This window comes from Pseudomonas wuhanensis (assembly GCF_030687395.1).
Taxonomy (GTDB): domain Bacteria; phylum Pseudomonadota; class Gammaproteobacteria; order Pseudomonadales; family Pseudomonadaceae; genus Aquipseudomonas; species Aquipseudomonas wuhanensis.
The window spans coordinates 1,433,093-1,455,965 of record NZ_CP117430.1; the positions used below are offsets into that span (position 1 = coordinate 1,433,093).

The 22,873-nt window shown below is 60.1% G+C and carries 19 protein-coding genes; 10 read left to right on the top strand and 9 right to left on the bottom strand.

Translation table 11 applies throughout. The annotated features are described in order from the left end of the window. Positions 1 to 48: 48 nt before the first annotated feature. Entirely contained in the window at positions 49 to 2,100 is a 2,052-nt protein-coding gene (gene metG, locus PSH88_RS06620; protein ID WP_305483489.1) for a methionine--tRNA ligase, read from the bottom strand. 171 nt (positions 2,101 to 2,271) lie between these two features. On the opposite strand from metG, the gene apbC reads away from it, so the two are divergent. Next, entirely contained in the window at positions 2,272 to 3,366 is a 1,095-nt protein-coding gene (apbC, locus tag PSH88_RS06625; protein ID WP_305425448.1) for an iron-sulfur cluster carrier protein ApbC, read from the top strand. A 124-nt stretch (positions 3,367 to 3,490) separates the two neighbouring features. On the opposite strand, the gene PSH88_RS06630 is transcribed toward apbC, so the two are convergent. Continuing rightward, a complete protein-coding gene (locus PSH88_RS06630; RefSeq protein WP_305425449.1) occupies positions 3,491 to 4,249 on the bottom strand; it encodes an SDR family oxidoreductase in 759 nt (252 codons plus the stop codon). A 149-nt stretch (positions 4,250 to 4,398) separates the two neighbouring features. Here PSH88_RS06630 and PSH88_RS06635 point away from each other — a divergent pair, with 149 nt between their 5' ends. The 4 genes from PSH88_RS06635 to groL all read left to right on the top strand — a co-directional run bounded on the left by PSH88_RS06635 (position 4,399) and on the right by groL (position 7,907). Beyond that, positions 4,399 to 5,130: a HugZ family pyridoxamine 5'-phosphate oxidase gene (locus tag PSH88_RS06635; protein ID WP_305425450.1), complete on the top strand. Its 732-nt coding sequence runs from the start codon at positions 4,399 to 4,401 to the stop codon at positions 5,128 to 5,130. Between the two features lie 66 nt (positions 5,131 to 5,196). Then, positions 5,197 to 5,673 (top strand): FxsA family protein, encoded by a 477-nt coding sequence (locus PSH88_RS06640; protein ID WP_008069522.1) that lies wholly within the window; start codon positions 5,197 to 5,199, stop codon positions 5,671 to 5,673. A gap of 247 nt (positions 5,674 to 5,920) precedes the next feature. Beyond that, positions 5,921 to 6,214 carry a co-chaperone GroES gene (locus PSH88_RS06645; protein WP_007898444.1) on the top strand — a complete coding sequence of 98 codons (294 nt, stop codon included), beginning with the start codon at positions 5,921 to 5,923 and terminating at the stop codon, positions 6,212 to 6,214. Positions 6,215 to 6,263: 49 nt separating this feature from the next. After that, entirely contained in the window at positions 6,264 to 7,907 is a 1,644-nt protein-coding gene (groL, locus tag PSH88_RS06650) for a chaperonin GroEL (protein ID WP_008032122.1), read from the top strand. A gap of 170 nt (positions 7,908 to 8,077) precedes the next feature. On the opposite strand, the gene PSH88_RS06655 is transcribed toward groL, so the two are convergent. Further along, complete coding sequence (locus PSH88_RS06655; RefSeq protein WP_305425451.1) at positions 8,078 to 8,821, bottom strand: phosphatase PAP2 family protein; 744 nt, start codon at positions 8,819 to 8,821, stop codon at positions 8,078 to 8,080. 217 nt (positions 8,822 to 9,038) lie between these two features. Between PSH88_RS06655 and colR the strand changes: the two genes are divergently transcribed. The 5 genes from colR to PSH88_RS06680 all read left to right on the top strand — a co-directional run bounded on the left by colR (position 9,039) and on the right by PSH88_RS06680 (position 12,761). Beyond that, positions 9,039 to 9,722, top strand: coding sequence for a two-component system response regulator ColR (colR, locus tag PSH88_RS06660; RefSeq protein ID WP_305425452.1), 684 nt, complete (start codon positions 9,039 to 9,041; stop codon positions 9,720 to 9,722). After that, the gene (locus PSH88_RS06665) at positions 9,712 to 10,992 is read left to right on the top strand and encodes a sensor histidine kinase (protein ID WP_305425453.1); all 1,281 of its coding nucleotides are present in this window, start codon (positions 9,712 to 9,714) and stop codon (positions 10,990 to 10,992) included. Before colR ends, PSH88_RS06665 begins: the two co-directional genes overlap by 11 nt. A 149-nt stretch (positions 10,993 to 11,141) precedes the next feature. Next, a complete protein-coding gene (locus tag PSH88_RS06670) occupies positions 11,142 to 11,810 on the top strand; it encodes a class I SAM-dependent methyltransferase (RefSeq protein ID WP_305425454.1) in 669 nt (222 codons plus the stop codon). 4 nt (positions 11,811 to 11,814) lie between these two features. After that, positions 11,815 to 12,531: a lipopolysaccharide kinase InaA family protein gene (locus tag PSH88_RS06675; protein WP_305425455.1), complete on the top strand. Its 717-nt coding sequence runs from the start codon at positions 11,815 to 11,817 to the stop codon at positions 12,529 to 12,531. 2 nt (positions 12,532 to 12,533) lie between these two features. Beyond that, positions 12,534 to 12,761: a hypothetical protein gene (locus tag PSH88_RS06680; RefSeq protein ID WP_026331876.1), complete on the top strand. Its 228-nt coding sequence runs from the start codon at positions 12,534 to 12,536 to the stop codon at positions 12,759 to 12,761. Positions 12,762 to 12,948: 187 nt separating this feature from the next. Here PSH88_RS06680 and PSH88_RS06685 read toward each other — a convergent pair whose 3' ends face one another. The 6 genes from PSH88_RS06685 to PSH88_RS06710 all read right to left on the bottom strand — a co-directional run bounded on the left by PSH88_RS06685 (position 12,949) and on the right by PSH88_RS06710 (position 22,628). After that, positions 12,949 to 15,987, bottom strand: coding sequence for a multidrug efflux RND transporter permease subunit (locus PSH88_RS06685; RefSeq protein ID WP_305483490.1), 3,039 nt, complete (start codon positions 15,985 to 15,987; stop codon positions 12,949 to 12,951). A 13-nt stretch (positions 15,988 to 16,000) separates the two neighbouring features. Beyond that, entirely contained in the window at positions 16,001 to 17,149 is a 1,149-nt protein-coding gene (locus tag PSH88_RS06690; RefSeq protein ID WP_305425457.1) for an efflux RND transporter periplasmic adaptor subunit, read from the bottom strand. Between the two features lie 238 nt (positions 17,150 to 17,387). Next, positions 17,388 to 18,485, bottom strand: a complete 1,098-nt coding sequence (locus PSH88_RS06695; RefSeq protein WP_305425458.1) for a DUF1513 domain-containing protein — start codon at positions 18,483 to 18,485, stop codon at positions 17,388 to 17,390. A 14-nt stretch (positions 18,486 to 18,499) separates the two neighbouring features. Then, complete coding sequence (locus PSH88_RS06700; protein ID WP_305425459.1) at positions 18,500 to 19,564, bottom strand: imelysin family protein; 1,065 nt, start codon at positions 19,562 to 19,564, stop codon at positions 18,500 to 18,502. A gap of 27 nt (positions 19,565 to 19,591) precedes the next feature. After that, a complete protein-coding gene (locus PSH88_RS06705; protein WP_305425460.1) occupies positions 19,592 to 21,019 on the bottom strand; it encodes a di-heme oxidoreductase family protein in 1,428 nt (475 codons plus the stop codon). Between the two features lie 265 nt (positions 21,020 to 21,284). Next, the gene (locus tag PSH88_RS06710; RefSeq protein ID WP_305425461.1) at positions 21,285 to 22,628 is read right to left on the bottom strand and encodes an imelysin family protein; all 1,344 of its coding nucleotides are present in this window, start codon (positions 22,626 to 22,628) and stop codon (positions 21,285 to 21,287) included. Between the last annotated feature and the right edge of the window lie 245 nt (positions 22,629 to 22,873).

Below are 22,873 nucleotides of genomic sequence, written 5' to 3' on the forward strand. Positions count from 1 at the left end.
CCCACAGTCGCGCCGGGCACGACTGTGGGATCGGTTTACCGCAGGGCTTTACTTGATGCGCTGACCCGGCTTGGCGCCGCTGTCGGGGCTCAGCAGGTAGATTTCTTCACCGCCAGGGCCGGCCGCCATCACCATGCCTTCGGAGATCCCGAATTTCATTTTGCGGGGCTTGAGGTTGGCGATCATCATGGTCAGGCGACCATTGAGCTTGGACGGATCCGGGTAGGCGCTCTTGATGCCGGAGAACACGTTTCGTTGCTCGTCACCGATGTCCAGGGTCAGGCGCAGCAGTTTGTCGGCACCTTCCACGGCTTCGGCCTTGACGATCAGCGCAACGCGCAGGTCTACGGCGGCAAAGGTGTCGAACTCGATCTCTGGCGACAACGGATCCTTGGCCAGTTCACCGTTGCCGGCGGGTGCAGCTTCGCCGGTGTCGGTTGCGCTGGCGGTCAGGTCTTCTTTCGAGGCGTCGGTCATGGCTTGTACTTTTACCGGGTCGATGCGGGTCATCAACGGTTTGAACTCGTTCAGCTGATGGTTGCTGAGCAAGGTGGCGTGGTCGTTCCAGGTCAGTGGGGCGACGTTCAGGAACGCCTCGGCATCGGCGGCCAGCAGCGGCAATACCGGTTTGAGGAAAATCACCAGCTGGCGGAACAGGTTGATGCCCAAGGCGCAAATGGCCTGGACTTCATCCTGTTTGCCTTCCTGTTTGTTCAGCGACCACGGCGCCTTGTCGGCAATCCAGGCGTTGGCGCGGTCGGCCAGGCCCATGATTTCGCGCATGGCACGGGCAAAGTCGCGAGCTTCATAGGCTTCGGCAATGCTTGGCGCGGCAGCCAGGAAGGCGTCGGTCAATTCCGGCGCGGCGTTGCCGGCGACCAGCACACCGGCGTTGCCTTTATGGATGAAACCGGCGCAACGACTGGCGATGTTGACGACTTTGCCGACCAGGTCGGAGTTGACCTTCTGCACGAAGTCTTCGAGGTTCAGGTCCAGGTCGTCGACGCCACGGCTCAGCTTGGCGGCGTAGTAGTAGCGCAGGTATTCCGGCGACAGATGATCCAGGTAAGTCCGCGCCTTGACGAACGTGCCGCGGGATTTGGACATCTTCTGGCCGTTGACGGTCAGGTAGCCATGTACGTTGATGCCGGTCGGTTTACGGAAACCGGCGCCTTCGAGCATCGCGGGCCAGAACAGGGCGTGGAAGTTGACGATGTCCTTGCCGATGAAGTGGTACAGCTCGGCGGTGGAGTCCTTGCCCCAGAACGCGTCGAAGTCCAGCTCCGGCGTACGGTTGCACAGGTTCTTGAAGCTGGCCATGTAGCCGATCGGCGCGTCCAGCCACACGTAGAAATATTTGCCCGGCTCATCGGGAATCTCGAAGCCGAAGTACGGCGCATCGCGGGAGATGTCCCACTGTTGCAGGCCGGCGTCCAGCCATTCGGCGATCTTGTTGGCCACGGCCTCTTGCAACGTGCCGCTGCGGGTCCAGGCTTGCAGCATTTCCTGGAAGTCCGGCAGTTTGAAGAAGAAGTGCTGGGAATCCTTGAGCACCGGGGTGGCGCCAGAGATGGCCGACTTCGGATCCTTCAGGTCGGTCGGTGCGTAGGTCGCGCCGCACTTTTCGCAGTTGTCACCGTACTGATCTTCGGTGCCGCATTTCGGGCAGGTGCCCTTGATGAAGCGGTCGGCCAGGAACATTTTCTTTTCCGGGTCGAAGTACTGCGTGATCGAGCGCGTGGCGATGTGCCCGGCGTCGCGCAGCTTCAGATAGATCTGACTCGACAGCTCACGGTTTTCTTCGGAGTGAGTGGAGTGGAAGTTGTCGAAGTCCACCAGGAACTCGGCAAAGTCGGCGCTGTGTTCAGCCTGGACGTTGGCGATCAGTTGTTCCGGGGTGATGCCTTCCTTTTCCGCGCGCAGCATGATGGCCGAACCGTGGGCGTCGTCGGCGCAGACATAAATGCATTGGTTACCGCGATGCTTCTGGAAGCGCACCCACATATCGGTCTGGATGTATTCCAGCATATGGCCGAGGTGGATCGAACCATTGGCATAGGGCAGGGCGCTGGTGACGAGGATCTTGCGTGGCTCGGACATGGGGCTCGGCTACTTGATGAAACGGAGGTCGGCCACTATAAAGCGCCGGCGCATATTTTTCACCCCGTGAGCCTGTTTCATTGGATGATTCATTCTTTTGAACATCCCGCCAAACCATCAGAACAGGTAGGATACCCCCCTGATTTTTCAGTCTTGCTATCGGAGTTGCCCATGAGCGCCGTCAATCGCGCAGCGGTGGAAGCCGTCCTTCGCCAATACACCGACCCTTACCTGAATCAGGACCCGGTCAGCGCCGGGTGCGTGCGCGGCATCGATATCCAGGGTGATCGCGTCAGCGTCCAGCTGGAACTGGGTTACGCCGCCGGTCTGTTCAAGAGCGGCTGGGCGCAGTTGCTGCAACTGGCCATCGAAGGCCTGGACGGCGTCGTCACCGCGCGCGTCGAGATCACCAGCGTGATCGCCGCGCACAAGGCCCAGGCACAGATTCCGGGGCTGGCCAACGTCAAGAACGTCGTGGCCGTGGCGTCCGGCAAGGGTGGCGTGGGCAAGTCCACCACGGCTGCCAACCTGGCCTTGGCGCTGGCTCGTGAAGGCGCCAAGGTCGGGATTCTCGATGCGGATATCTACGGTCCGAGCCAGGGCATCATGTTCGGCATCCCTGAAGGCACCCGACCGAAGATCAAGGATCAGAAGTGGTTCATTCCGATTGAGTCCCATGGCGTCGAAGTGATGTCCATGGCCTTCCTGACCGACGATAACACGCCGATGGTCTGGCGCGGACCGATGGTTTCCGGCGCGCTGTTGCAACTGGTCACGCAAACGGCCTGGGGCGATCTGGATTACCTGGTCATCGACATGCCGCCAGGCACCGGCGACATCCAGTTGACCTTGGCGCAGAAAGTCCCGGTGGCCGGTGCGGTAATCGTGACCACCCCGCAAGATCTGGCATTGCTGGATGCGCGCAAGGGCGTTGAGATGTTCCGCAAGGTCAACATCCCGGTGCTGGGCGTGGTGGAAAACATGGCCGTGCACATCTGCTCCAACTGCGGGCATGCCGAGCATCTGTTCGGTGAAGGTGGCGGTGTGAAGCTGGCCAACCAGTACGGTGTCGAACTGTTGGCTTCGTTGCCGCTGTCGATGCTGATTCGCGAACAGGCCGATGGCGGCAAGCCAACGGTGATCGCCGAGCCGGACAGTCAGATCGCAATGGTTTACCAGGAACTGGCCCGCCATGTCGGCGCGCGGATTGTGTTGCAGGAAGCGGCATCGCCGGCGATGCCAAATATCACCGTCAGCGACGACTGAATCGCTGAAGAAATGCGATCCAATGTGGGAGCGGGCTTGCTCGCGAAAGCGGTAGATCAGTCAACTTATCTGTTGAATGACACACCGCATTCGCGAGCAAGCCCACATTGGGTTTACGTCAACCTTAAATCCGCAACCCGCCATCCAGTTCCAGAATCCGACCGGTGTAGTAGTCGTTCTCGAAGATGTACGCTGCCGACTGAGCGATCTCCTCAGGTTTGCCCATGCGCTTGAGCGGAATCCCGGACGTCATTTTCTCCAGCGCTTCGGGCTTCATGCTCAGGGTCATCTCGGTTTCGATGAAGCCCGGCGCAATGCCCGCCACCCGAATGCCGTAACGTGCCAGTTCCTTGGCCCAGGTCACGGTCGCCGCGGCGACACCGGCTTTGGCCGCGGAGTAGTTGGTCTGGCCGATGTTGCCGGCGCGCGAGATCGACGAGATATTGATGATCGCGCCGCTGTTGTTCAGCTCGATCATTTTCGCCGCGACTTCACGGGTGCACAGGAACACGCCGGTGAGGTTGACGTCGATCACCGCCTGCCATTGGGCCAGGCTCATCTTGGTCATTTCGCCATCCTTGACCTTCAACAGCAGGCCGTCGCGCAGAATGCCGGCGTTGTTGATCAGGCCATGGATCGCGCCGAAATCGTCGGCCACTTGGGCGGCCATGTGGGTCACTTGCTCTTCATCGGCGACGTTGCACAGGTAGGCACGGGCCTCGACGCCCTTGGCCTTGCAAGCCGCGACGGCGGCGTCGAGTTTTTCCTGGTTCAGGTCCACCAGGGCCAGCTTCGCGCCACGACCTGCAAGATACTCGGCCATGGACCGGCCTAAACCCTGGCAACCGCCGGTGATAATGATTACTTTGTCAGTGAGTTGCATTCGCATGCCCCGTTAGCTGGTCAGAGTGGATTTCTTGTCGGCCTCTCTTGCGCGGGCCCGCCGTACATGAGAACTGCCTGATGGCGTCCTGGGAACTTTAGCCCAGTTGTCCGTCCGTTTTCGACGGATTCTACATAAGGAGTCATAAATTGAGCATTAAAGTTGCTAAGAGCGCCCGAGAATTGCTTCTCAAGGAATACCGTGGAGTGCTCTCGACGCACTCCAAAGCGATGCCCGGTTTCCCGTTTGGCTCCGTGGTTCCTTACTGCCTGGATGAACAGGGGCAACCGCTGATCCTTATCAGTCGCATCGCTCAGCACACGCACAATCTGCAAAAAGATCCGAAATGTTCGCTGCTGGTGGGGGAGCGTGGGGCAGAAGACGTACAAGCCGTTGGTCGCCTGACTTACCTGGCAGAGGCGCAAAAGCTCGAGGCTGCCGAAGCCATTGAAGCGGCGGCCGAGCGTTACTATCGCTATTTCCCGGACTCGCAGAATTATCACAAAGCCCACGATTTCGATTTCTGGGTGCTCAAACCGATACGGCACCGCTACATCGGCGGCTTCGGTGCGATCCACTGGATCGATCAGTTGACCCTCGCCAACCCTTTCGCCGGCAAGGCCGAAGTGAGCATGGTCGAGCACATGAATGCCGATCACGCCAAAGCCATCGCCCACTACGTCGAGCTGGCGGGTCTGCCGAAAACCGCTCCGGCGCAATTGGCCGGCATCGACAGCGAAGGCATGCACTTGCGCATCGGTCAGGGGCTCTACTGGCTGCCGTTTCAAACGCCCTGTAATACGCCGACACAAGTCCGGGAAGCCTTGGTTTTCCTGGCTCACGCCGAGCATTGGCCGAAAAATGAAGTGGCCGACGCTTGAATTCACGAAACGGCGACGTCATCTAAGGAAAACTGGCAAGGTATTCTTGCGTTGAGGAACCATTTGATGCGCCCTTTTTTACTGCTCTTTGTACTGTTCCCGGTGTTGGAGCTGTTCGTATTCGTCAAGGTTAGCGGGGCGATCGGGTTTTTCCCGGCCCTGCTGCTGATCATTCTCGGCTCGATGCTCGGCGTGTTCGTGCTGCGTATCGCCGGTCTGGCTACTGCGCTGCGCGCCCGTGAAAGTCTGAACCGCGGCGAGCTGCCGGCCCAGACCATGCTCGAAGGCCTGATGCTGGCCTTGGCTGGCGGTCTGTTGATCCTGCCGGGCTTCGTCACCGACGTGCTGGGTCTGATCATGTTGCTGCCGATCTCTCGTCGTCTGCTGGCCAACAAAATGCGTCTGCGCGCCGAGGAACAAGCGATGCGTCAGCGTGCGTTCGCCGATGACCTTCAGCCACGGGGCGGTCCTGCTCCGCGGCAGCCGTTGGGTCGCGAGCCCAACGTGATCGAGGGCGAGTTCGAACACCGCGATTCCAAGTAACACTTCCATCGACACGGCACCTTCGGGTGCCGTGTTGGTTTTCAGGGCCTCGACGTAAAAAAATTTCGCTCCCCGCCCTTGAAATAAGCTTGTGCGCCCTTATGTAACGGTCACCGCAAGGTTTCTGGCAATTGCGCCAGACAGACTTCCGCGGTTCGCTTGACGAACCGCACCCGGCGCCGCCGGATTTGTTAAACCCGCCGGGATTACACCGGCCGATGAAAACCACAATTAGGAGAGATCGACAATGAAGCTTCGTCCTCTGCATGACCGCGTCGTCGTCCGTCGCAGCGAAGAAGAAAAGAAAACCGCTGGCGGTATCGTCCTGCCAGGTTCGGCTGCTGAAAAGCCAAACCAGGGTGAAGTCCTCGCTGTAGGCCCAGGTAAAGCACTGGACAACGGTGAAGTGCGTGCGCTGGCCGTGAAAGTGGGTGACAAGGTTGTGTTCGGCCCTTACTCCGGCAGCAACACTGTGAAAGTTGACGGCGAAGACCTGCTGGTCATCGGCGAGAGCGAAATCCTCGCTGTCATCGAAGGCTGATTCCCCGCTCATTTTCCCGTTACTACAAAGTATTTAAGGAATATCGATCATGGCTGCTAAAGAAGTTAAATTCGGCGATTCCGCCCGTAAGAAAATGCTCGCCGGTGTCAACGTCCTGGCTGACGCAGTAAAAGCGACCCTGGGCCCTAAAGGCCGTAACGTGATCATCGAGAAGAGCTTCGGCGCTCCGACCATCACCAAGGACGGCGTTTCCGTCGCCAAAGAAATCGAGCTGAAAGATCGCTTCGAAAACATGGGCGCGCAGCTGGTCAAAGACGTTGCCTCCCGTGCCAACGATGACGCAGGCGACGGCACCACCACCGCTACCGTCCTGGCTCAGTCGATCGTCAACGAAGGCCTGAAAGCCGTCGCTGCCGGCATGAACCCGATGGACCTGAAGCGCGGTATCGACAAAGCGACCATCGCTATCGTCAAAGAGCTGAAAGCCCTGTCCAAGCCTTGCGCTGACACCAAGGCCATCGCTCAGGTCGGTACCATCTCGGCCAACTCCGACAACTCCATCGGCGACATCATTGCCGAAGCCATGGAAAAAGTCGGTAAAGAAGGCGTGATCACCGTTGAAGAAGGCTCGGGCCTGGAAAACGAACTGTCGGTTGTTGAAGGCATGCAGTTCGACCGTGGCTACCTGTCCCCGTACTTCGTCAACAAGCCAGAGACCATGACTGCTGAGCTGGACGGTCCGCTGATCCTGCTGGTCGACAAAAAAATCTCCAACATCCGCGAAATGCTGCCAGTACTGGAAGCCGTTGCCAAAGCCGGCCGCCCACTGCTGATCGTTGCCGAAGACGTTGAAGGCGAAGCCCTGGCGACTCTGGTTGTGAACAACATGCGTGGCATCGTTAAAGTCGCAGCCGTCAAGGCTCCAGGCTTCGGCGACCGTCGCAAGGCCATGCTGCAGGACATCGCTGTTCTGACTGGCGGTACCGTTATCTCCGAAGAGATCGGTCTGAGCCTGGAAAGCACTACCCTGGAACACCTGGGTAATGCCAAGCGCGTGATCCTGTCCAAAGAAAACACCACCGTGATCGACGGTGCCGGCGTTGAGGCTGACATCCAGGCTCGCGTTCTGCAGATCCGTCAGCAAGTGGCTGATACTTCGTCCGACTACGACCGTGAAAAACTGCAAGAGCGTCTGGCCAAGCTGTCCGGCGGCGTTGCAGTGATCAAGGTTGGCGCTGGTTCCGAAGTTGAAATGAAAGAGAAGAAAGCCCGCGTTGAAGACGCCCTGCACGCTACCCGTGCAGCCGTTGAAGAAGGCGTGGTACCTGGCGGCGGCGTGGCACTGGTTCGCGCTCTGCAGGCTATCTCCGAGCTGAAAGGCGACAACGATGACCAGAACGTTGGCATCCAGTTGCTGCGTCGCGCTGTAGAAGCGCCACTGCGCCAGATCGTTGCCAACTCCGGCGACGAGCCAAGCGTAGTTGTCGACAAGGTCAAGCAGGGTTCGGGTAACTACGGTTACAACGCTGCGACCGGCGAATACGGCGACATGATCGAAATGGGTATCCTGGACCCGGCCAAAGTGACTCGTTCGGCTCTGCAAGCGGCTTCGTCGATTGCCAGCCTGATGATCACCACCGAAGCCATGATCGCCGAGATCAAGGAAGACGCTCCAGCTGGCGGCGGCATGCCAGACATGGGCGGTATGGGCGGCATGGGCGGCATGATGTAAGCCAGCCTTACCCCGTACATAAAAACCCCGCCTGCGTTGAGCAGGCGGGGTTTTTTATTGCCTTCAATTTGGTCTGCCAGGAGACCGAGTCGCGGCCATCGCGGGCAAGCCACGCTCCCACAGGATCGGCATCAACCCAAGGAGCGAGGCTTGCCCGCGAAGGCGTCAGTTCAGACGCTGACAGGTTCCGCGTTGGCTACTCCCTCAGCCTTGGAGGCCGGTTGATAAAGAATGTAGTAATACACCCCCAAACAAATCAGCCAGCAGAAAATCGCCGTCCACACGTTGTGTGAGAAAAAGTGCGCGCCCTGCATCATCCGGCTGATGGAAAACACCGAGCCCAACGTGAAGGCCAGGACGAACGCCTTGCGTGCCAGGCGCGGACGGCGGTCGCGCAACACGAAGAACAGCGCAAACAACGTGAAGCCAGTCGCCGCATGACCACCGGGCCAGCAGCGGCCCGGCTTAGCGGTGTGCGGGCGAGGGCTGAGCAGTTCGCTGTAGGTTTCATGCCCGCCGAATTGCTCCAGGCTCCACGGGCATTGCACCGCTGTGACCGCTTTGACCGGGGTGACAAACGATGTCGCCAGCGCCAGAGACAACACCAGGCAACCCAGTTCACGCTTGAACGGTTTGAGCCTGTCCATGAAAAAGGAGCTGATGAAGCCAAGGATGGCGAACACCGAAAAGGCGATGACCACTTGCTTGGCCCGGTCATGCAGAATGTTTTCCAGGAAGTAACTGTGCCGTCCGATGAACTCGCCTGCCGCCGGGTCATAGAACCGCTGGGCAAGGTCCATGTCCAGGGACGTCAGTTCGAGCAACAGCAGGGTGATCGCCGCAATGGCGGGCACTCCCAGGCATAGCCAGGCATTCAGTGGCCTGGAAGCGGGGCGGGCAGCGGTCGAAGCCATGGCAATTCCTTGGTGTGTGAAATGTTCTGAAGAGCGCAACCGCGGGAGTCTGAACACGCCGCTGTCGCCAGCCTGTGAATCGATGGTGAAAAAGTCGTTAAGGCCGTTTCTGTTTTTTTTTGTCGGATTTACCCCCGCACGCCACCCTATCCCTGAGCCACACTTGGCCTTAAGCTGCGCGCCAAGACAGCCGTTACTGTGTACGGAGGAGGTGCCGATGCGAATTCTATTGGTTGAAGACAACCGCGATATCCTGGCCAATCTGGCCGATTATCTTGGGCTCAAGGGGTACACCGTGGATTGCGCGCAGGACGGTTTGTCGGGCCTGCACCTGGCGGCCACCGAGCATTACGACTTGATCGTGCTCGACATCATGCTGCCCGGCATCGACGGCTACACCCTGTGCAAACGCCTGCGCGAAGATGCCCGCCGTGACACGCCAGTGATCATGCTCACCGCCCGCGACCAACTGGATGACCGTTTGCAAGGCTTCAAATCCGGTGCTGACGACTACCTGATCAAACCCTTTGCCCTGTCCGAACTGGCCGCGCGGATCGAGGCGGTCATGCGTCGTGCCCAGGGTGGCGGTCGCCGAGCCTTGCAAGTCGGTGATCTGAGCTACGACCTTGATACTCTGGAAGTAACGCGCGGAGGCCGTCTGCTGAAACTCAACCCGGTGGGCCTGAAGTTGCTGGCTGTGTTGATGCAGAAAAGCCCGCACGTGTTGCGCCGGGAAGTTCTCGAAGAGGCCCTGTGGGGCGATGACTGTCCAGACAGCGACAGCCTGCGCAGCCACGTCCATCAACTGCGTCAGGTGATCGACAAACCGTTCGACAAGCCCTTGCTGCACACGGTGCATGGCGTCGGTTATCGCTTGGCCGAGGGCCGTGATGGAGTTTAAGCAGAGCCTTGCTCAACGGATCATCATCGCCTTTGCGTTGATGAGTGCACTGGTGGCGGGAGCCTTCGCCATGGGCATTGTGGCGACCGTGCACCTGGTGGAAGAAAAACTGATTTCGGCAGGTCTGGGCGGCGATTTGCAACGCCTGTTGCTGATGGACAGCGTGTCGGACTGGAGCCACCGCCCCGAGCCGGACCAGCTGTTCTATTTCAGCGGCGGGCCGGGCGACTTCGATTTACCCAAGGATTTGCGGCACCTGGACTCGGGCTTTCATGAAGTCTTTCGCGAGCAGCTGTCGTATCACGCGATGGTCGAGATCGTCGACGGTCGGCGTTACGTGCTGTTGCAGGATCAGAGCGATTTCGAAGAGCGGGAACGGGTGCTGTTTGCCGTGGTGCTGGTGGGTTTCGTCCTGAGCCTGGCATTGGCGGTATTTCTTGGCTGGGTGCTGGCGCGCAAGGTCATGGCGCCGGTGGTGCGACTGGCTCGTCAGGTGCGTCATCGCGATCAATTGCTGGGCCTGGCGCCGCCACTGGCGCCGGATTATGCCGCCGATGAAGTGGGCGAACTGGCCGTCGCCTTCGACGCTACCCTTGGGCGCTTGCGTCAGGCGTTGACCCGTGAGCGATTGTTCACCAGTGACGTCAGCCACGAGCTGCGCACACCGTTGATGGTGTTGGCCAGTTCCTGTGAGCTGTTGCTGGAAAATCCCGGCATCGATCAGCGCGGCCGTGCTCAGGTCGAGCGAATCGCCCGTGCGTGCGCCGAGATGCGCGAGCTGGTGCAAACCTTCCTCATGCTGGCTCGCGCTCAACATGAAGACGCCAGCATGGCCCCCCAGCAGACCCTGAGCCAGGTAGCCGACGGGCTGCTCAGTCAATGGCGCGATCCGATCGAAGCCAAGGGCCTGACGCTGAACTTCGAGCAGGGCAATCCGCCGGACACCCGTTATAACGCGACCCTGTTGCATGCGGTGATGGGCAACCTGTTGCGCAATGCGCTGCATTACACCGAGCACGGCTACATCCGCCTCGCCCTGACGGATACAGGGTTCGTGGTCGAGGACAGTGGTGTCGGCATTCCCGAGGAAAAACGCGAGGCGATGTTCGAGCCTTTCGTGCGCGGCAACGAGAAACGCGGCGAGGGCCTGGGGCTGGGGCTGTCGCTGGTGCAGCGGATTTGCGAGAACCAGGGCTGGAGCGTCAGCCTGACCAACATGGAGCCCAATGGTTGCCGTTTTCAGGTGGATTTGACTCCGTCCCTGATCTGAAGGAAAAACGAAAAGATCCTGAATTTGGCCCTGTAAAACCCTGAAATAATTCCGGGTTTTACATGACAAATTTTTCACATCGGCACGACCTGAGACTGACACGACGCTGCTTAAAGTGGTGGTCATCAGAAGTTCAGGAGACTGCAGTGATGGCTCGTCCGATCAAACTCGATTTTTCCGAAAAGTACGACGATCAACACGCCCAGAAATATTTGCGCAAGCATCAGGAAGGTCTCAGCCGCCGACTGTCCCACTGGCGTGACGAACAACTGGCGCGAAAAGCGCTGACCCTGGCCGGTGAGCCGGGGTTGATCCTCGATTTGCCGTGCGGCGCGGGACGTTTCTGGCCGCTGCTGGCGGAGAAACACAACCGTGTCATCATTGGGGCCGACAACTCGGAGTCCATGTTGAAGACTGCCATGCAGGCGCAACCCGCCGACGTGGTAAAGCGGGTACAACCCTTGCATACTTCTGCATTCGACATTGCCTTGCCCGATAACGCCGTCGACAGCATCTTCTGCATGCGCTTGCTCCATCACATCGGTGAAGCCGAGCATCGACTGGCCATTCTGCGTGAATTCGAGCGCGTCACCCGTGACAGCGTGATTGTTTCGTTGTGGGTAGACGGCAATTTCAAGGCCTGGAAACGCAAGCGTGCCGAGAAAAGGCGTGTGCAGGAGGGTTACCAGAATCGATTTGTGTTACCGGCTGCCACGGTTGAAAAAGAATTCGAGCAGGCGGGTTTTCGGATTCAGGAACAACTGGATTTTTTGCCGTTCTACGCGATGTGGCGGGTCTACGTATTACGCAAGAGGTAACAGGATGGCAGTGCCGTATGCAGCTCAAACGGAAGTTGCTTCTCAGGACCGCTTCGACTACTTCTGGAACCTGCGCGGTGAATGGGTAGAAGAACCCAACGTCCGGCGCGGTGGAGAAAGTGGCGTGCAGCGCGTCAGGGGCCGTGATGGACAGCTGCTCTACACCAAGCGTCAAACCGGGCATATCTATCGCAGCGGGTTACACCCGTTCGGTCGGCCGACGGTGTTGCGCGAGCGTGATGCGCTCATTGGTTTGCGCCTGCTCGACGTTCGTGTTCCGGAAATCGTTTTCTGCGGGGCACAGCGCGATGCAGAGAATAATGAATGGCGCGCATTGCTGGTTACCAAATCCCTGGATGGCTTTGAGGAAATCAAACACTGGTATGCCGGTGGTGGTCGCGAGCGTTATGGTGAGGGGGTGCATGACCGCGTGTTGAAGGATCTGGCCGACAACCTGGCCCGCATGCACAAGGGCCGTTGGCAGCACAGCTGCATCTACATCAAGCATGTATTCGTGCGGGTCACCGGTGAAGGCGAGTCAGCCAAGGTCGAAATTGCCTTGATCGATCTGGAGAAATGTCGGAAGCGTATGACCGCCCGTCAAGCGGCGACCCATGACCTGAAACAACTGCGTCGCCACTCGTCGTTCAGCGATACAGACTGGAAAAAACTCGTCTATTTTTATGAGACGGCGTTTGGCAGCGCTATCAAAGGCTTATAACAATGAAACTCGAAATTGCACGAGGTTTGTTTTTAGCCGGAGCCTTGGCAGTTGCTTCATTGGCGGTGGCAGCGTGGGAGCAGCCCCGCACTCAAGTCCTCAGCTCCGTGCACGGTGACGCGCATTGTCCGTTGCCCCGGGTTGCCAAAGCACCCGTGGCCACTCAACCCGATCATGACTTGTTACTGTTCATGTTCGGACTTTCTCAGGGACTGAGGCCACAAAGTTGAATAGATTGAAGCCCAAATGAAAGGCCTCGCAAATGCGAGGCCTTTCATTTGCCGATCGTTCCCACGCTCTGCGTGGGAATGCCTCTACGGACGCTCCGCGTTCGGCTTTTGATGGGACGCGGAGCGTCCCGGGCCGCATTCCCACGCAGAGCGTGGGAACGATCATTCAGCCTTGCGCTCGACCGGTTCATGGGTATTTTTCAGGTTTATCAGGCTTGGCCAGCAACGTGTAGATGCACGGCAACACGAACAAGGTGAACAGCGTTCCGATCGACATCCCCGTCGCGATCACCGTGCCAATGTCGAACCGGCTGACCGCCCCCGCGCCCGTGGCGATGATCAACGGCACCATGCCGAACACCATCGCCGCCGTGGTCATCAGTACCGGACGCAGGCGAATGGCCGCCGCTTCCTCCACCGCTTCGCGAGGCGTCAGGCCTTTCTCCTTGCGTAACTGGTTGGCGAATTCGACGATCAGGATCCCGTGCTTGGTGATCAGCCCGATCAACGTCACCAATCCCACTTGGGTATAGATGTTCATGCTCGACCAGCCAAGGAACAACGGGATCAACGCGCCACAGATCGACAGCGGCACGGTCACCAGAATCACCAGTGGATCGCGGAAGCTTTCGAACTGGGCCGCCAGCACCAGGAAGATGATCGCCAAGGCCAGGGCGAAGGTGACCCACAGCGCGCTGCCCTCCTGAACGTATTGCCGCGACGCGCCGGCATAATCGACGGCGTAACCCGCTGGCGCTTCTTCCCGGGCGATCTGGCGCACGGTGTCGATGGCTTCACCCATGCTGACCAGCGGGACCCCGGAAAGAATCGCCGAATTGAGTTGCTGGAACTGGTTCAACTGACGCGGTCGCGCGCGGTCGCTTACAGTGATCAGGGTCGACAAGGGCAGCAGTTCGCCCTTGGTGTTCTTGACGTAATAATGGTTCAGCCAGTCGGGGTTATCCCGGAAGGGCCGTTCCACCTGCGCAATGACTTTGTAGCTGCGGCCTTCGATGGTGAAACGGTTGATCTCCGCTTCACCCAGCAACGTTGCGAGGGTGCCGCCCAGGTCCTGCATCGACACACCCATCTGCGCCGCCTTGGCGCGATCGATATCCACCACGACTTCGGGCTTGTCGAAGGCCAGGTCGACGTCGACGAAAGCAAACTTGCCGGATTCCATCGCTCTTTTTTTCACCCGGTCCGTCACCTCCAGCAACGACTCGTAGGCGTTGGCCGAGTTGATCACGAATTGAAACGGCAGGCCTTCGCCGGTGCCCGGCAGGGACGGCAGGTTGAAACCGAAGATTTGCAACCCGGGGATGCTTTCCAGTTTGCTCTGGACCTCGGGCAGGATCTGCATTTGGGTCCGGTCGCGTTCGTTCCAGGGTTTGAGCAGGAAGCCGCCGATACCCGATTGCACACCGTTGAAGCCGTTGATCTGGAACGAGGAGTAGTACTCGGGAAACTCCTTGAAAATCGTGAGGAACTCGTCGGTATAAGTATTCAGGTAGTCGAGGTTGGCCGTCTGCGGGGCGCTGGCCATCATGAAGATGACGCCCTGGTCCTCGTCTGGCGCCAGTTCCGACTTGGTGAATTTGAGCAGCACCGGAATCAGGCACAGCACGATCACCGCGAACACCAGCACCACTGGCCGGGTGTTGAGGGTGCCGTGAAGCACACTCTGGTAGCGACGCTTGAGGCCTTCGAAGATCACGTCCAGACGATGGGCCAGGCCGCTGGGGTTTTCATCGTGGCGCAGCAGCAGGGCGCACATCATTGGCGACAGTGTCAGGGCGACGATTCCGGAGATCACCACCGCCCCGGCCAGGGTCAGGGCGAACTCCTTGAACAGCGCCCCCGTCAGGCCGGTCAGGAAGCCGATCGGCGCATAGACCGCCGCCAGGGTAATGGTCATCGACACCACCGGCATGGCGATTTCCCGGGCACCTTCAATCGCGGCGTCCAGCGGCGTCTTGCCTTCTTCGATGTGTCGGTGGATGTTTTCCACCACCACGATGGCGTCATCCACCACCAGCCCGATGGCCAATACCATCGCCAGCAAGGTCAGCAGGTTGATCGAGTAGCCCATCATCTGCATGAAGAACATCACGCCGATCATCGACAGCGGAATGGTGACCACCGGGATCACCACCGAACGCAGGGCGCCGAGGAACAGGAACACCACCACGATCACGATCAGCACCGCTTCGAACAGGGTTTTCACCACTTCATCGATTGAGGCCTGGATGAACAGCGTGGCGTCGTAGGCGATTTCACCTTTGAGATTCGGTGGCAGTTGCGCTTCCAGCTCCGGCATGATCTTGCGCACTTCCTTGATCACGTCCAGCGGGTTGGCGCCTGGGGTGGCCTTGATGCCGATGTACACCGAGGGCGTGCCGCCGAAGGAACTGACGGAGTTGTAGTTCTCCGCGCCCATCTCGACCCGCGCCACGTCCCGCAGCAGTACGCGACTGTCGCCCTCTACCTTGAGCGGGATCGCGGCAAAGGCCTCGGCGGATTTGAGTTCGGTGTTGGCGTTGATGCTGGTGACCACATACTCGCCTTTCACTTCGCCGGCGGCGGAGAGGAAGTTGTACTGGCGCACAGCGTTGGTCACGTCGCTGGCGCTCAGGCCGAAACCGGCGAGTTTCACCGGGTCCAGCCACAGGCGCATGGCGAACACCTGGTTACCAAGAATCTCGGCTTCGGCCATGCCCGGCAGGGTCGCCAGTTTTGGCTGGATGACCCGTGACAGGTAATCGGTGATCTGCGGATTGCTCAGCTCCTTGCTGAAGAAGCTGATGTACATCAGCGCCGAGGCGTCGGCGGCTTCCTTGCTCAGCACCGGGTCTTCGGCGTCCTGGGGCAGCTGGTTCTTGACCTCGTTGGCCTTGGCCAGCAGCTCGGTGAACAAGCGGTCGCTATTGGAGCCGATGCGCGCGTAGATCGAGATCACCGAGAAATTCTGGCGACTGACCGACGTCATGTAGTCGATGCCCTCGGCACTGGCCAGGCTCTGCTGCATCGGTTGGGTGATGTAACCCTGGATGGTTTCGGCGTTGGCCCCGGGGTAAGCGGTGGTCACCGTGATCAGGGCGTTTTCCATTTGCGGGTATTGGCGCAGCGGCAACTTGCTCCAGGCCTGGAAGCCCAGCAGCACAATCAACAGGCTGACCACGGTGGCGAGCACCGGGCGGCGGATGAACGGGTCGGTAAAAGCCATGGGGATTCCTTGATCAGTCAGCGCGCGGCTGACTGCTCTTCTCGGCTAGGGTCTTGTCGTCGCTGATGGCAATGTGTGCGCCGTGGTCCAGTTTGATCTGGCCCCCCGTGACCACTTTTTCGCCGTTCTGCACGCCTTTGGTGATCATGACCATCCCGTCGCGGCGCTCGCCGGTTTCGACGAAGCGGCGTTCGGCGATCAGAACCGGCTCGCCCTTGTCGTCTTTTTCGAGGCTGCCGTCTTCGGCCTTTTTCTGTGTGACGACGTACAGCGAGTTGCCATAAAGGGTGTAGGCGATCGCGCTTTCCGGCACAACGATGTGCGGCTGCGGGTTGGGCAACAGCACCTGCAGGCTGGCGAACATCCCCGGCAGCAACTTGCCGTCGGGGTTGGCCAGGGTTGCGCGCACCAGCACGTTGCGGGTGCTGCTCTCGACCTTCGGGTTGATCGCGCTGACGGTGCCGGGGAACGTCTCTGTCGGATAGGCCGAGACAATGACTTGTACCGATTGGCCGAGGGTGATCTTCGGCACGTCCTGCTCGGGCACAAAGAAGTCGACGTAGAGGCTGCTGAGGTCTTGCAGGGTGGCGATCATCGTGCCGCTGGCCACGTAGTCACCGACATCTACCCGACGAATGCCGATGGTCCCGCTGAACGGCGCGAGGATGCGTTTTCTTTCCAGTGCCGCCTTGAGTTGATTGACCGTGGCCCGGCTCTTTTGCAACACCGCCGAGAGTCGGTCGAACTCGCCTTTGGAAATAGCCTGGCTGCCCACCAGTTGGCTGCCGCGACCGTAATCCAGTTGCGCCAGTCCCAGGTCGGCCTGGGCGGTTGCCAGCAGGGCGGTTTCCACAGCGCTGTCGAGTTGCAGCAGCGGCTGACCGGCCTTGACCTTCTGCCCTGACTCGAACTGCACTTCCTTGACGGTACCGTCGACTTCCAGACTCAGGTCGACCCCTTGCAGCGCCGTGAGGGTGCCGACCGTTGGCAAACGGCTTTGCCACGGACGTTCGGTGGCGGTGGCCACGGCGACACTGATCGGCGGTTTCGGCGCGGAGAAGCCCTGCATCATCGTGTAGATAGAGAAGGCTTTGTAACCGGCCAGGACCAGCACGATTAGCAGAACAACACCCAGCATGATCAGCATGCGGCGACGCAGCATATTTCCGGTTCCTTGGAGAAAATCAGGTGAGACAGGCGGGAACATTACTCCGAGTGTGACAGTGAATCCAACTGCCACTTTTTACAGACGAGTATGCAATGCGGCGAACACAAAAGCTGTGGCGAGGGAGCTTGCTCCCGCTGGACTGCGTAGCAGTCCCATTTTTTAGGGCCGCTGCGCAGCCCAGCGGGAGCAAGCTCCCTCGCCACAAGGTAACCCCACCACTGGGAAGGTGGCCTCAGATCAGATGAAGATGGTTGTCCCAGAGCCCGGCAGGCAACTCCAGAGGTTTTGCAACGAGGGTTGTCTGGCGGCAATCGTAGTACCGGCATCGACCCTGACCGGAGGTCACGACAAAACCATCGGCCACGGCCCCGACGCCGGCGCAGTCGGGAAGAGGCGCATCGAGGCGTACTTCACCGTTGTCCAGGTCCCAGATAAAAAAGCGGTTGCCCCGCGGCGCGGTCAGGGCGACCAGACGCAGTTCGCTGTGTACGGCGACGCTGGCGGTGTAATGCCCCATGGCCTGTAACTGATGCTCGGGTACCGGGAACGCCACGAACGGTTGGCCGGGACGCTTGATCGCCAGCAGCTCCGATGACTCGTGGGCAGCGCCCATGAACTGCTGGCCGGCAACGATGGTGCCATCGCTGGCAACGCCCAAATGCCGCACGCTGTTCATCTGCTGGGCCAGTGTTTCCTTGCTCAACAAAGTGCCATCGCGCTGCATCAACACCAGGCTCGGTTCCATCGCGTTGAGGTTCATCTCGACCCGGCTTTCGGCCTCGGTGCGAATGCCGCCGTTGGCCACGATCAGCGTCTCGCCATCGGGCATCCACGACACTTGATGCGGGCCGACACCGTGGGTGGAAAGCTCGCCGCTGTGCACCAGTCGCTCACCTTCGAACTTATACACACCGAGCAGACCACGGCCCGGATCGCAGGTGTCGTTCTCGGTGGCGTACAACCAGTCGCCGCTCTGGTGAATCACCGCATGGCCGTAGAAATGCCGGTTCGGCCGCGAGACCACGGTTTGCAGCAGCGTGCCGTCGCGCAGGTCGATCAGGTAGCTCTCGGTGCCCGGCCGCCGGGCGACGAACAGCGCCATCGGCAGTGTCGGGTGGTTGATGATGTCGTGGCAGCGCTGGCCGACCTGGGTGGCAAACACCCGGGTGCCGTCCAGCCGATAACCGACGGCATAGTGCTTGCCGTCAGCATCGTCTCGCGCCGAGAGCAGCAGCGGGCTTTTGTCCTTGTGCTTGAACAGCGTCCAGCCGCCCAGTGTCACCGCACCCAGCAGCAAACTCCCTAACGTCAGAGCCTGGCGTCGCAGCATGGCACTTGCCCTCATCAGTCACCGTCGTTGGCGTTGAAGCCCAGTTGGATACCCAGCGCCTTGGCCAGTTCGCCTTCGTGCAGGCGGTGGACGACGTTGAGGCTGTCATAGATGGCGTTGAGCTGCTGGCGACCAGCGTCGTCGGTGAGCATGTCGGTCAGCGGGCGCTGGTTATCGGCAAGCAGTTTCAGGGACGCTGCGTAGGCCGCGTCGATCTTGTCGGCCAAAGGTTTCTGCTCGCTCGACAACAGACCGCGCAGGCCTTTGTTGTCCACACCGACCCACACGGTTTGCGCCGCGCTCAGGCTGGCTTCCAGGCCTTTGAGCGACGATTGGCTGCGCCAGGCATCGGCCTGGAATGGCTGTGGCGTGCCCTTGCTCTGACGGCCCATCGGCGTGCCGAGTTTTTTCTTCAGGGTGTCCAGTGCGGTCACTTGCACACGCAGCAGATCGGCAATCGCTTCGTGGGAGTCTGCGTAGCGCTGGTTCGGGAATTTGCTCAGCTGCGCGAGCATGCCGTCGGTGGTGTTCCAGCGCGACAGGATCTCTTCGGCCAGTTGTTTCTGACGTTCGCCAATGGCGGTCAGCAGTGGGCAATATTTGGCTTTCTGAGCGCTGTCGGCCATGTCGATCTTGCTGTCGAACAGGATGTATTCATAGGCCGAGAGGCCTTGCACCACGACGCTGGACTTGGTCAGGGCGGCGGCATCGATCTGCGGTTGCGCGGTGACCAGTTGCTCGACCTGACGGCCCACGAGGTTTTTCTTGTCCGGCCAGAACTGCACTTGCCAGGAACGGTTGCCCTCGGCCAACGGCCCGATCAGCAGCGGTTGCAACTCGGCCCAGGCTTTCTGCGCGTGCAGGAAGTCGGCGCGGGCGGTGTCCAGGGTTTCCTTGCCTTGGCAGAACGCCAGGGCGCTGACCGCCAATTGACGGTCGGCTTCGACCCAGCGGCTATAGGTCGGCAGGATGACTTGCTTGGCGATGGCCGCCGACGTGACCGCTTGCGGATCCTGGGGCGAACAGGCGCCCAGGGCGAGGGCGGCAAGGCTGGTGAACAACAATTTGGGACGGAACATGTCGGGCTCCCGCTGAAGGAAAACGTATTAAAGGGAATTCAAGAACGCCAGTAACGCCGCGCGCTGCTCGGCATTGAAAGACAAAACCTGTTGCTGCGCCGCCTTTGCCTCGCCGCCATGCCAGAGCACGGCTTCGAGCAGGTTACGGGCGCGGCCGTCATGCAAAAATTGGGTGTGGCCGCTGACCGCCTGCGTCAGGCCGATGCCCCACAACGGCGGCGTGCGCCAGTCGCGGCCACTGGCCTGGAATTCGCTGCGGTTGTCGGCCAGGCCGTCGCCCATGTCATGCAGCAGCAGATCGCTGTAAGGGCGAATCACTTGATTAGCCAGTTCAGGTTCCGCGGCATTGGCGGCGGTGGTGTATTTCGGGGTGTGGCAGGACTGGCATCCGGCCTGGAAAAACAGATTCTTGCCGGCCAGCACTTGCGGCGCGCCGACATCGCGACGGGCCGGCACCGCGAGGTTACGGCTGTAGAACAGCACCAGACGCAGAATGTTGTCGCTGACTTCCGGCTCGCCATCCGGGCCATTGCCGTTGGGCGCCTGCTTGCAAGCGGTTTGTGCGTCGGTGCAGTCATCAATGGGCTTCAGGCTGGTGGTGAGGCCCATATCACCCGAGAACGCGTGAACATTTTGTTGATTGAGGTTCGGTTGCCCGGCTTTCCAGCCAAATCGTCCGAGAACAGTCTTCTGCTGCGCGTCATCCCAGACCCGGTTCGGTCGTCCGGCGATGCCATTTTTCTCTCGCGCCTGAGCCTCGGCGTTGGCCAGGATGGCCTCGTCGGGGATCGCTTCAAGCAAGCCCAGGCCAATCATCGGCGGTGCGATGCGCGCCGAGAAACGCGTGTCGGGGTGCATCGGGCCGTAGCCGAGTTGAGTGATCTGCAGGGTCGGCTTACGTAACTCGATTTCGCTGCCGTCTTTGAAACGCACCGGGACCGCTGTGTAATCGACGCGTACTTTGCCTTCCGGGACGACGCCGGGCACCGACATGTCCTGCAACTGGCCGCCGTAGACCGGCTCCGGCACCACGCCCAGTTGCTCGATGACCTTGGCGTAGGCCGGCGCGTCAGGAATCGACAGGCGCACCAGCATCGACACCGCGTTCGGTGCATCGGGCGCGGGAGGGTGACCGCGCCCGTCCTTGATGTGGCAGTTCTGGCAGGCGTTGGTATTGAACAACGGGCCAAGGCCATCGCGGGCGGTGGTGGTCGACGGCGCGATCACCCAGGGGCTGCGAAAAAAACTGTTGCCGACGCTGAAATCGACGCGCCGTGACGGCGGCAGATTGGCGGACGGCAGGGAGAATGCGTTCTGATCGGTCTTGCGCACCGTTGCGCTGCCGCCGGACCGGGCTTCACCGGGCTCGGCCTGGGTAAAACGCGGGGCGTCATCGCAGGCACTCAGGCCCAGGGCCAGCAACAGTGCGGACAAGCGAAGAGGCAGCGAGGGCATCGGACATCCTGCAAGACGAGCAAAACAAGGGCGCAAAGTCTAACAGGGCAGGGGAGTTTGAATAAGAGGAATTATCGTTTGGTTGATGTGGCGCAGGGTTTGATTTGAGACCGCGTCGCGGCCATCGCGGGCAAGCCCGCTCCCACAGGTCTTGCACTGAACCTGTGGGAGCGTGGCTTGCTCGCGATGAGGCCATCAGCATCACTCAAAAATCAGGCATGAAAAAGGCGACCCGAAGATCGCCTTTTCGCTCAGCCAGCGTTGATCAGAACTCGTGATCAGCGTTGTCCGGGTTCAGATCGCTGATGCCCAGTTTGCCAGCGGCCGCTTCGATCGAACCGGTCTGCTTGACCAGCGAGGCGATGGCGTCGCGCACGATCTGGTTGCCTGCGGTGTTGCCGGCAGCGATCAGTTGGTCGTAGTGCTCACCCTTGTTGGCGTGATCGACCATGACCTGAAGCTTGGCTTCGGTGGCGGCCAGGTCAGCTTTCAACGCGGTATCGGCAGCAGGGTCGGCTTTGGCCACCAGCGACGACAGGCTGGCGCCGGTCATTTTGGTGCCATCGACGCGGGTGTATTCGCCCAGGTACACGTTACGCACGCCTTTGGCATCGTAGAAGTGCGAGTTGTGGGTGTTGTCGCTGAAGCAATCCTGTTCGTCTTCCGGAGAGTTGGCTTCCAGGGAAACCTTCATGCGCTCGCCCGCCAGTTCGCCCAAGGACAGGCTGCCCATGCCGAACAGCATTTTGCGCAGACCGGTTTCAGCCGGTTCCGCTTCCAGCGTGGCGCGGTAGTTGTCGGCCACGTTCGGCTTCCAGTTACCGACCATTTCTTGCAGGTCGTTGACCAGCAGTTGGGTCACGGATTTCAGGTAAGCGCGACGACGATCGTTGTGACCGCCGGTAGCGCCTTTGCCTTCCAGGAAATCGGTAGCCGGACGGTTGCCGGCGCCAGGGCCGGTGCCGTTCAGGTCCTGGCCCCAGAGCAGGAATTCGATGGCGTGGTAGCCGGTGGCGACGTTGGCCTCGGAACCGCCCAGCTCGTTCAGGCTGGCGAGTTTTTCCGGGGTGATGTCTTTCACGTCGACCTTGTCTTCGCCGACCTGAACCTGAGTGTTGGCGATGATGTTGGCGGTGGCGCCCGGGTTACCCAGTGCGTGTTCGTAGGATTTGTCGACGTAGTCGATCAGGCCTTCGTCCAGTGGCCAGGCGTTCACCTGACCTTCCCAGTCGTCGATGATCGTGTTGCCGAAGCGGAACACTTCGCTCTGCAGGTAAGGTACGCGGGCCGCGACCCAGGCAGCCTTGGCGGCTTTCAGGGTGTCGGCGTTCGGCTTGGCGAGGAACGCGTCGACGGTGGTTTGCAGGGTTTTCGCGGTGGATTCGGCATCGCTGTAAACGGCGAAGACGATGTCGGCGTAGTGCGCGACCACAGCCTTGGCGGCGGCTTCATCGACTTTACCGGCAGCAGCAGGCGCAGCCGGAGCAGTGGTGCTGGCGGCCGGGGTCGGCGCTTGCGGAGCGGCAGCCTTGTCTTTGCCTTCGCCGCAACCGGCGAGGGAAATAGCGATGGCCAGCAGACTGGCGGTGGCCAGAGGCATACGAATCATGGCGAACATCCTGCTTCGGTGATTGATTGGACGCGCGCGGGGCGCACGCAAAACTGCGACATAATGCAAATCTTTCGCATTATGTGTAAAGGGTTGTGCTTGTAAATATTTCTTATTCGCGCGGCTAAATGCCAGGAACATGATCTATAGCAACTGGCGAAGCCCTGTGGCGAGGGAGCTTGCTCCCGCTGGACGGCGAAGCTGTCCAAAATTTTGCAACCCGGTTCTGCCAGAAGTATCGCGTC

Bases quoted from the DNA above. Each gene is read 5' to 3' on its own strand.
- PSH88_RS06695 (WP_305425458.1), bottom strand. From the start codon at position 18,485: ATGCTGCGACGCCAGGCTCTGACGTTAGGGAGTTTGCTGCTGGGTGCG.
- PSH88_RS06670 (WP_305425454.1), top strand. From the start codon at position 11,142: ATGGCTCGTCCGATCAAACTCGATTTTTCCGAAAAGTACGACGATCAA.
- PSH88_RS06675 (WP_305425455.1), top strand. From the start codon at position 11,815: ATGGCAGTGCCGTATGCAGCTCAAACGGAAGTTGCTTCTCAGGACCGC.
- PSH88_RS06690 (WP_305425457.1), bottom strand. From the start codon at position 17,149: ATGCTGCGTCGCCGCATGCTGATCATGCTGGGTGTTGTTCTGCTAATC.
- PSH88_RS06700 (WP_305425459.1), bottom strand. From the start codon at position 19,564: ATGTTCCGTCCCAAATTGTTGTTCACCAGCCTTGCCGCCCTCGCCCTG.
- PSH88_RS06710 (WP_305425461.1), bottom strand. From the start codon at position 22,628: ATGATTCGTATGCCTCTGGCCACCGCCAGTCTGCTGGCCATCGCTATT.
- PSH88_RS06680 (WP_026331876.1), top strand. From the start codon at position 12,534: ATGAAACTCGAAATTGCACGAGGTTTGTTTTTAGCCGGAGCCTTGGCA.
- PSH88_RS06640 (WP_008069522.1), top strand. From the start codon at position 5,197: ATGCGCCCTTTTTTACTGCTCTTTGTACTGTTCCCGGTGTTGGAGCTG.
- PSH88_RS06685 (WP_305483490.1), bottom strand. From the start codon at position 15,987: ATGGCTTTTACCGACCCGTTCATCCGCCGCCCGGTGCTCGCCACCGTG.
- PSH88_RS06645 (WP_007898444.1), top strand. From the start codon at position 5,921: ATGAAGCTTCGTCCTCTGCATGACCGCGTCGTCGTCCGTCGCAGCGAA.
- metG (WP_305483489.1), bottom strand. From the start codon at position 2,100: ATGTCCGAGCCACGCAAGATCCTCGTCACCAGCGCCCTGCCCTATGCC.
- groL (WP_008032122.1), top strand. From the start codon at position 6,264: ATGGCTGCTAAAGAAGTTAAATTCGGCGATTCCGCCCGTAAGAAAATG.
- PSH88_RS06655 (WP_305425451.1), bottom strand. From the start codon at position 8,821: ATGGCTTCGACCGCTGCCCGCCCCGCTTCCAGGCCACTGAATGCCTGG.
- PSH88_RS06630 (WP_305425449.1), bottom strand. From the start codon at position 4,249: ATGCAACTCACTGACAAAGTAATCATTATCACCGGCGGTTGCCAGGGT.
- apbC (WP_305425448.1), top strand. From the start codon at position 2,272: ATGAGCGCCGTCAATCGCGCAGCGGTGGAAGCCGTCCTTCGCCAATAC.
- PSH88_RS06705 (WP_305425460.1), bottom strand. From the start codon at position 21,019: ATGCCCTCGCTGCCTCTTCGCTTGTCCGCACTGTTGCTGGCCCTGGGC.
- PSH88_RS06665 (WP_305425453.1), top strand. From the start codon at position 9,712: ATGGAGTTTAAGCAGAGCCTTGCTCAACGGATCATCATCGCCTTTGCG.
- colR (WP_305425452.1), top strand. From the start codon at position 9,039: ATGCGAATTCTATTGGTTGAAGACAACCGCGATATCCTGGCCAATCTG.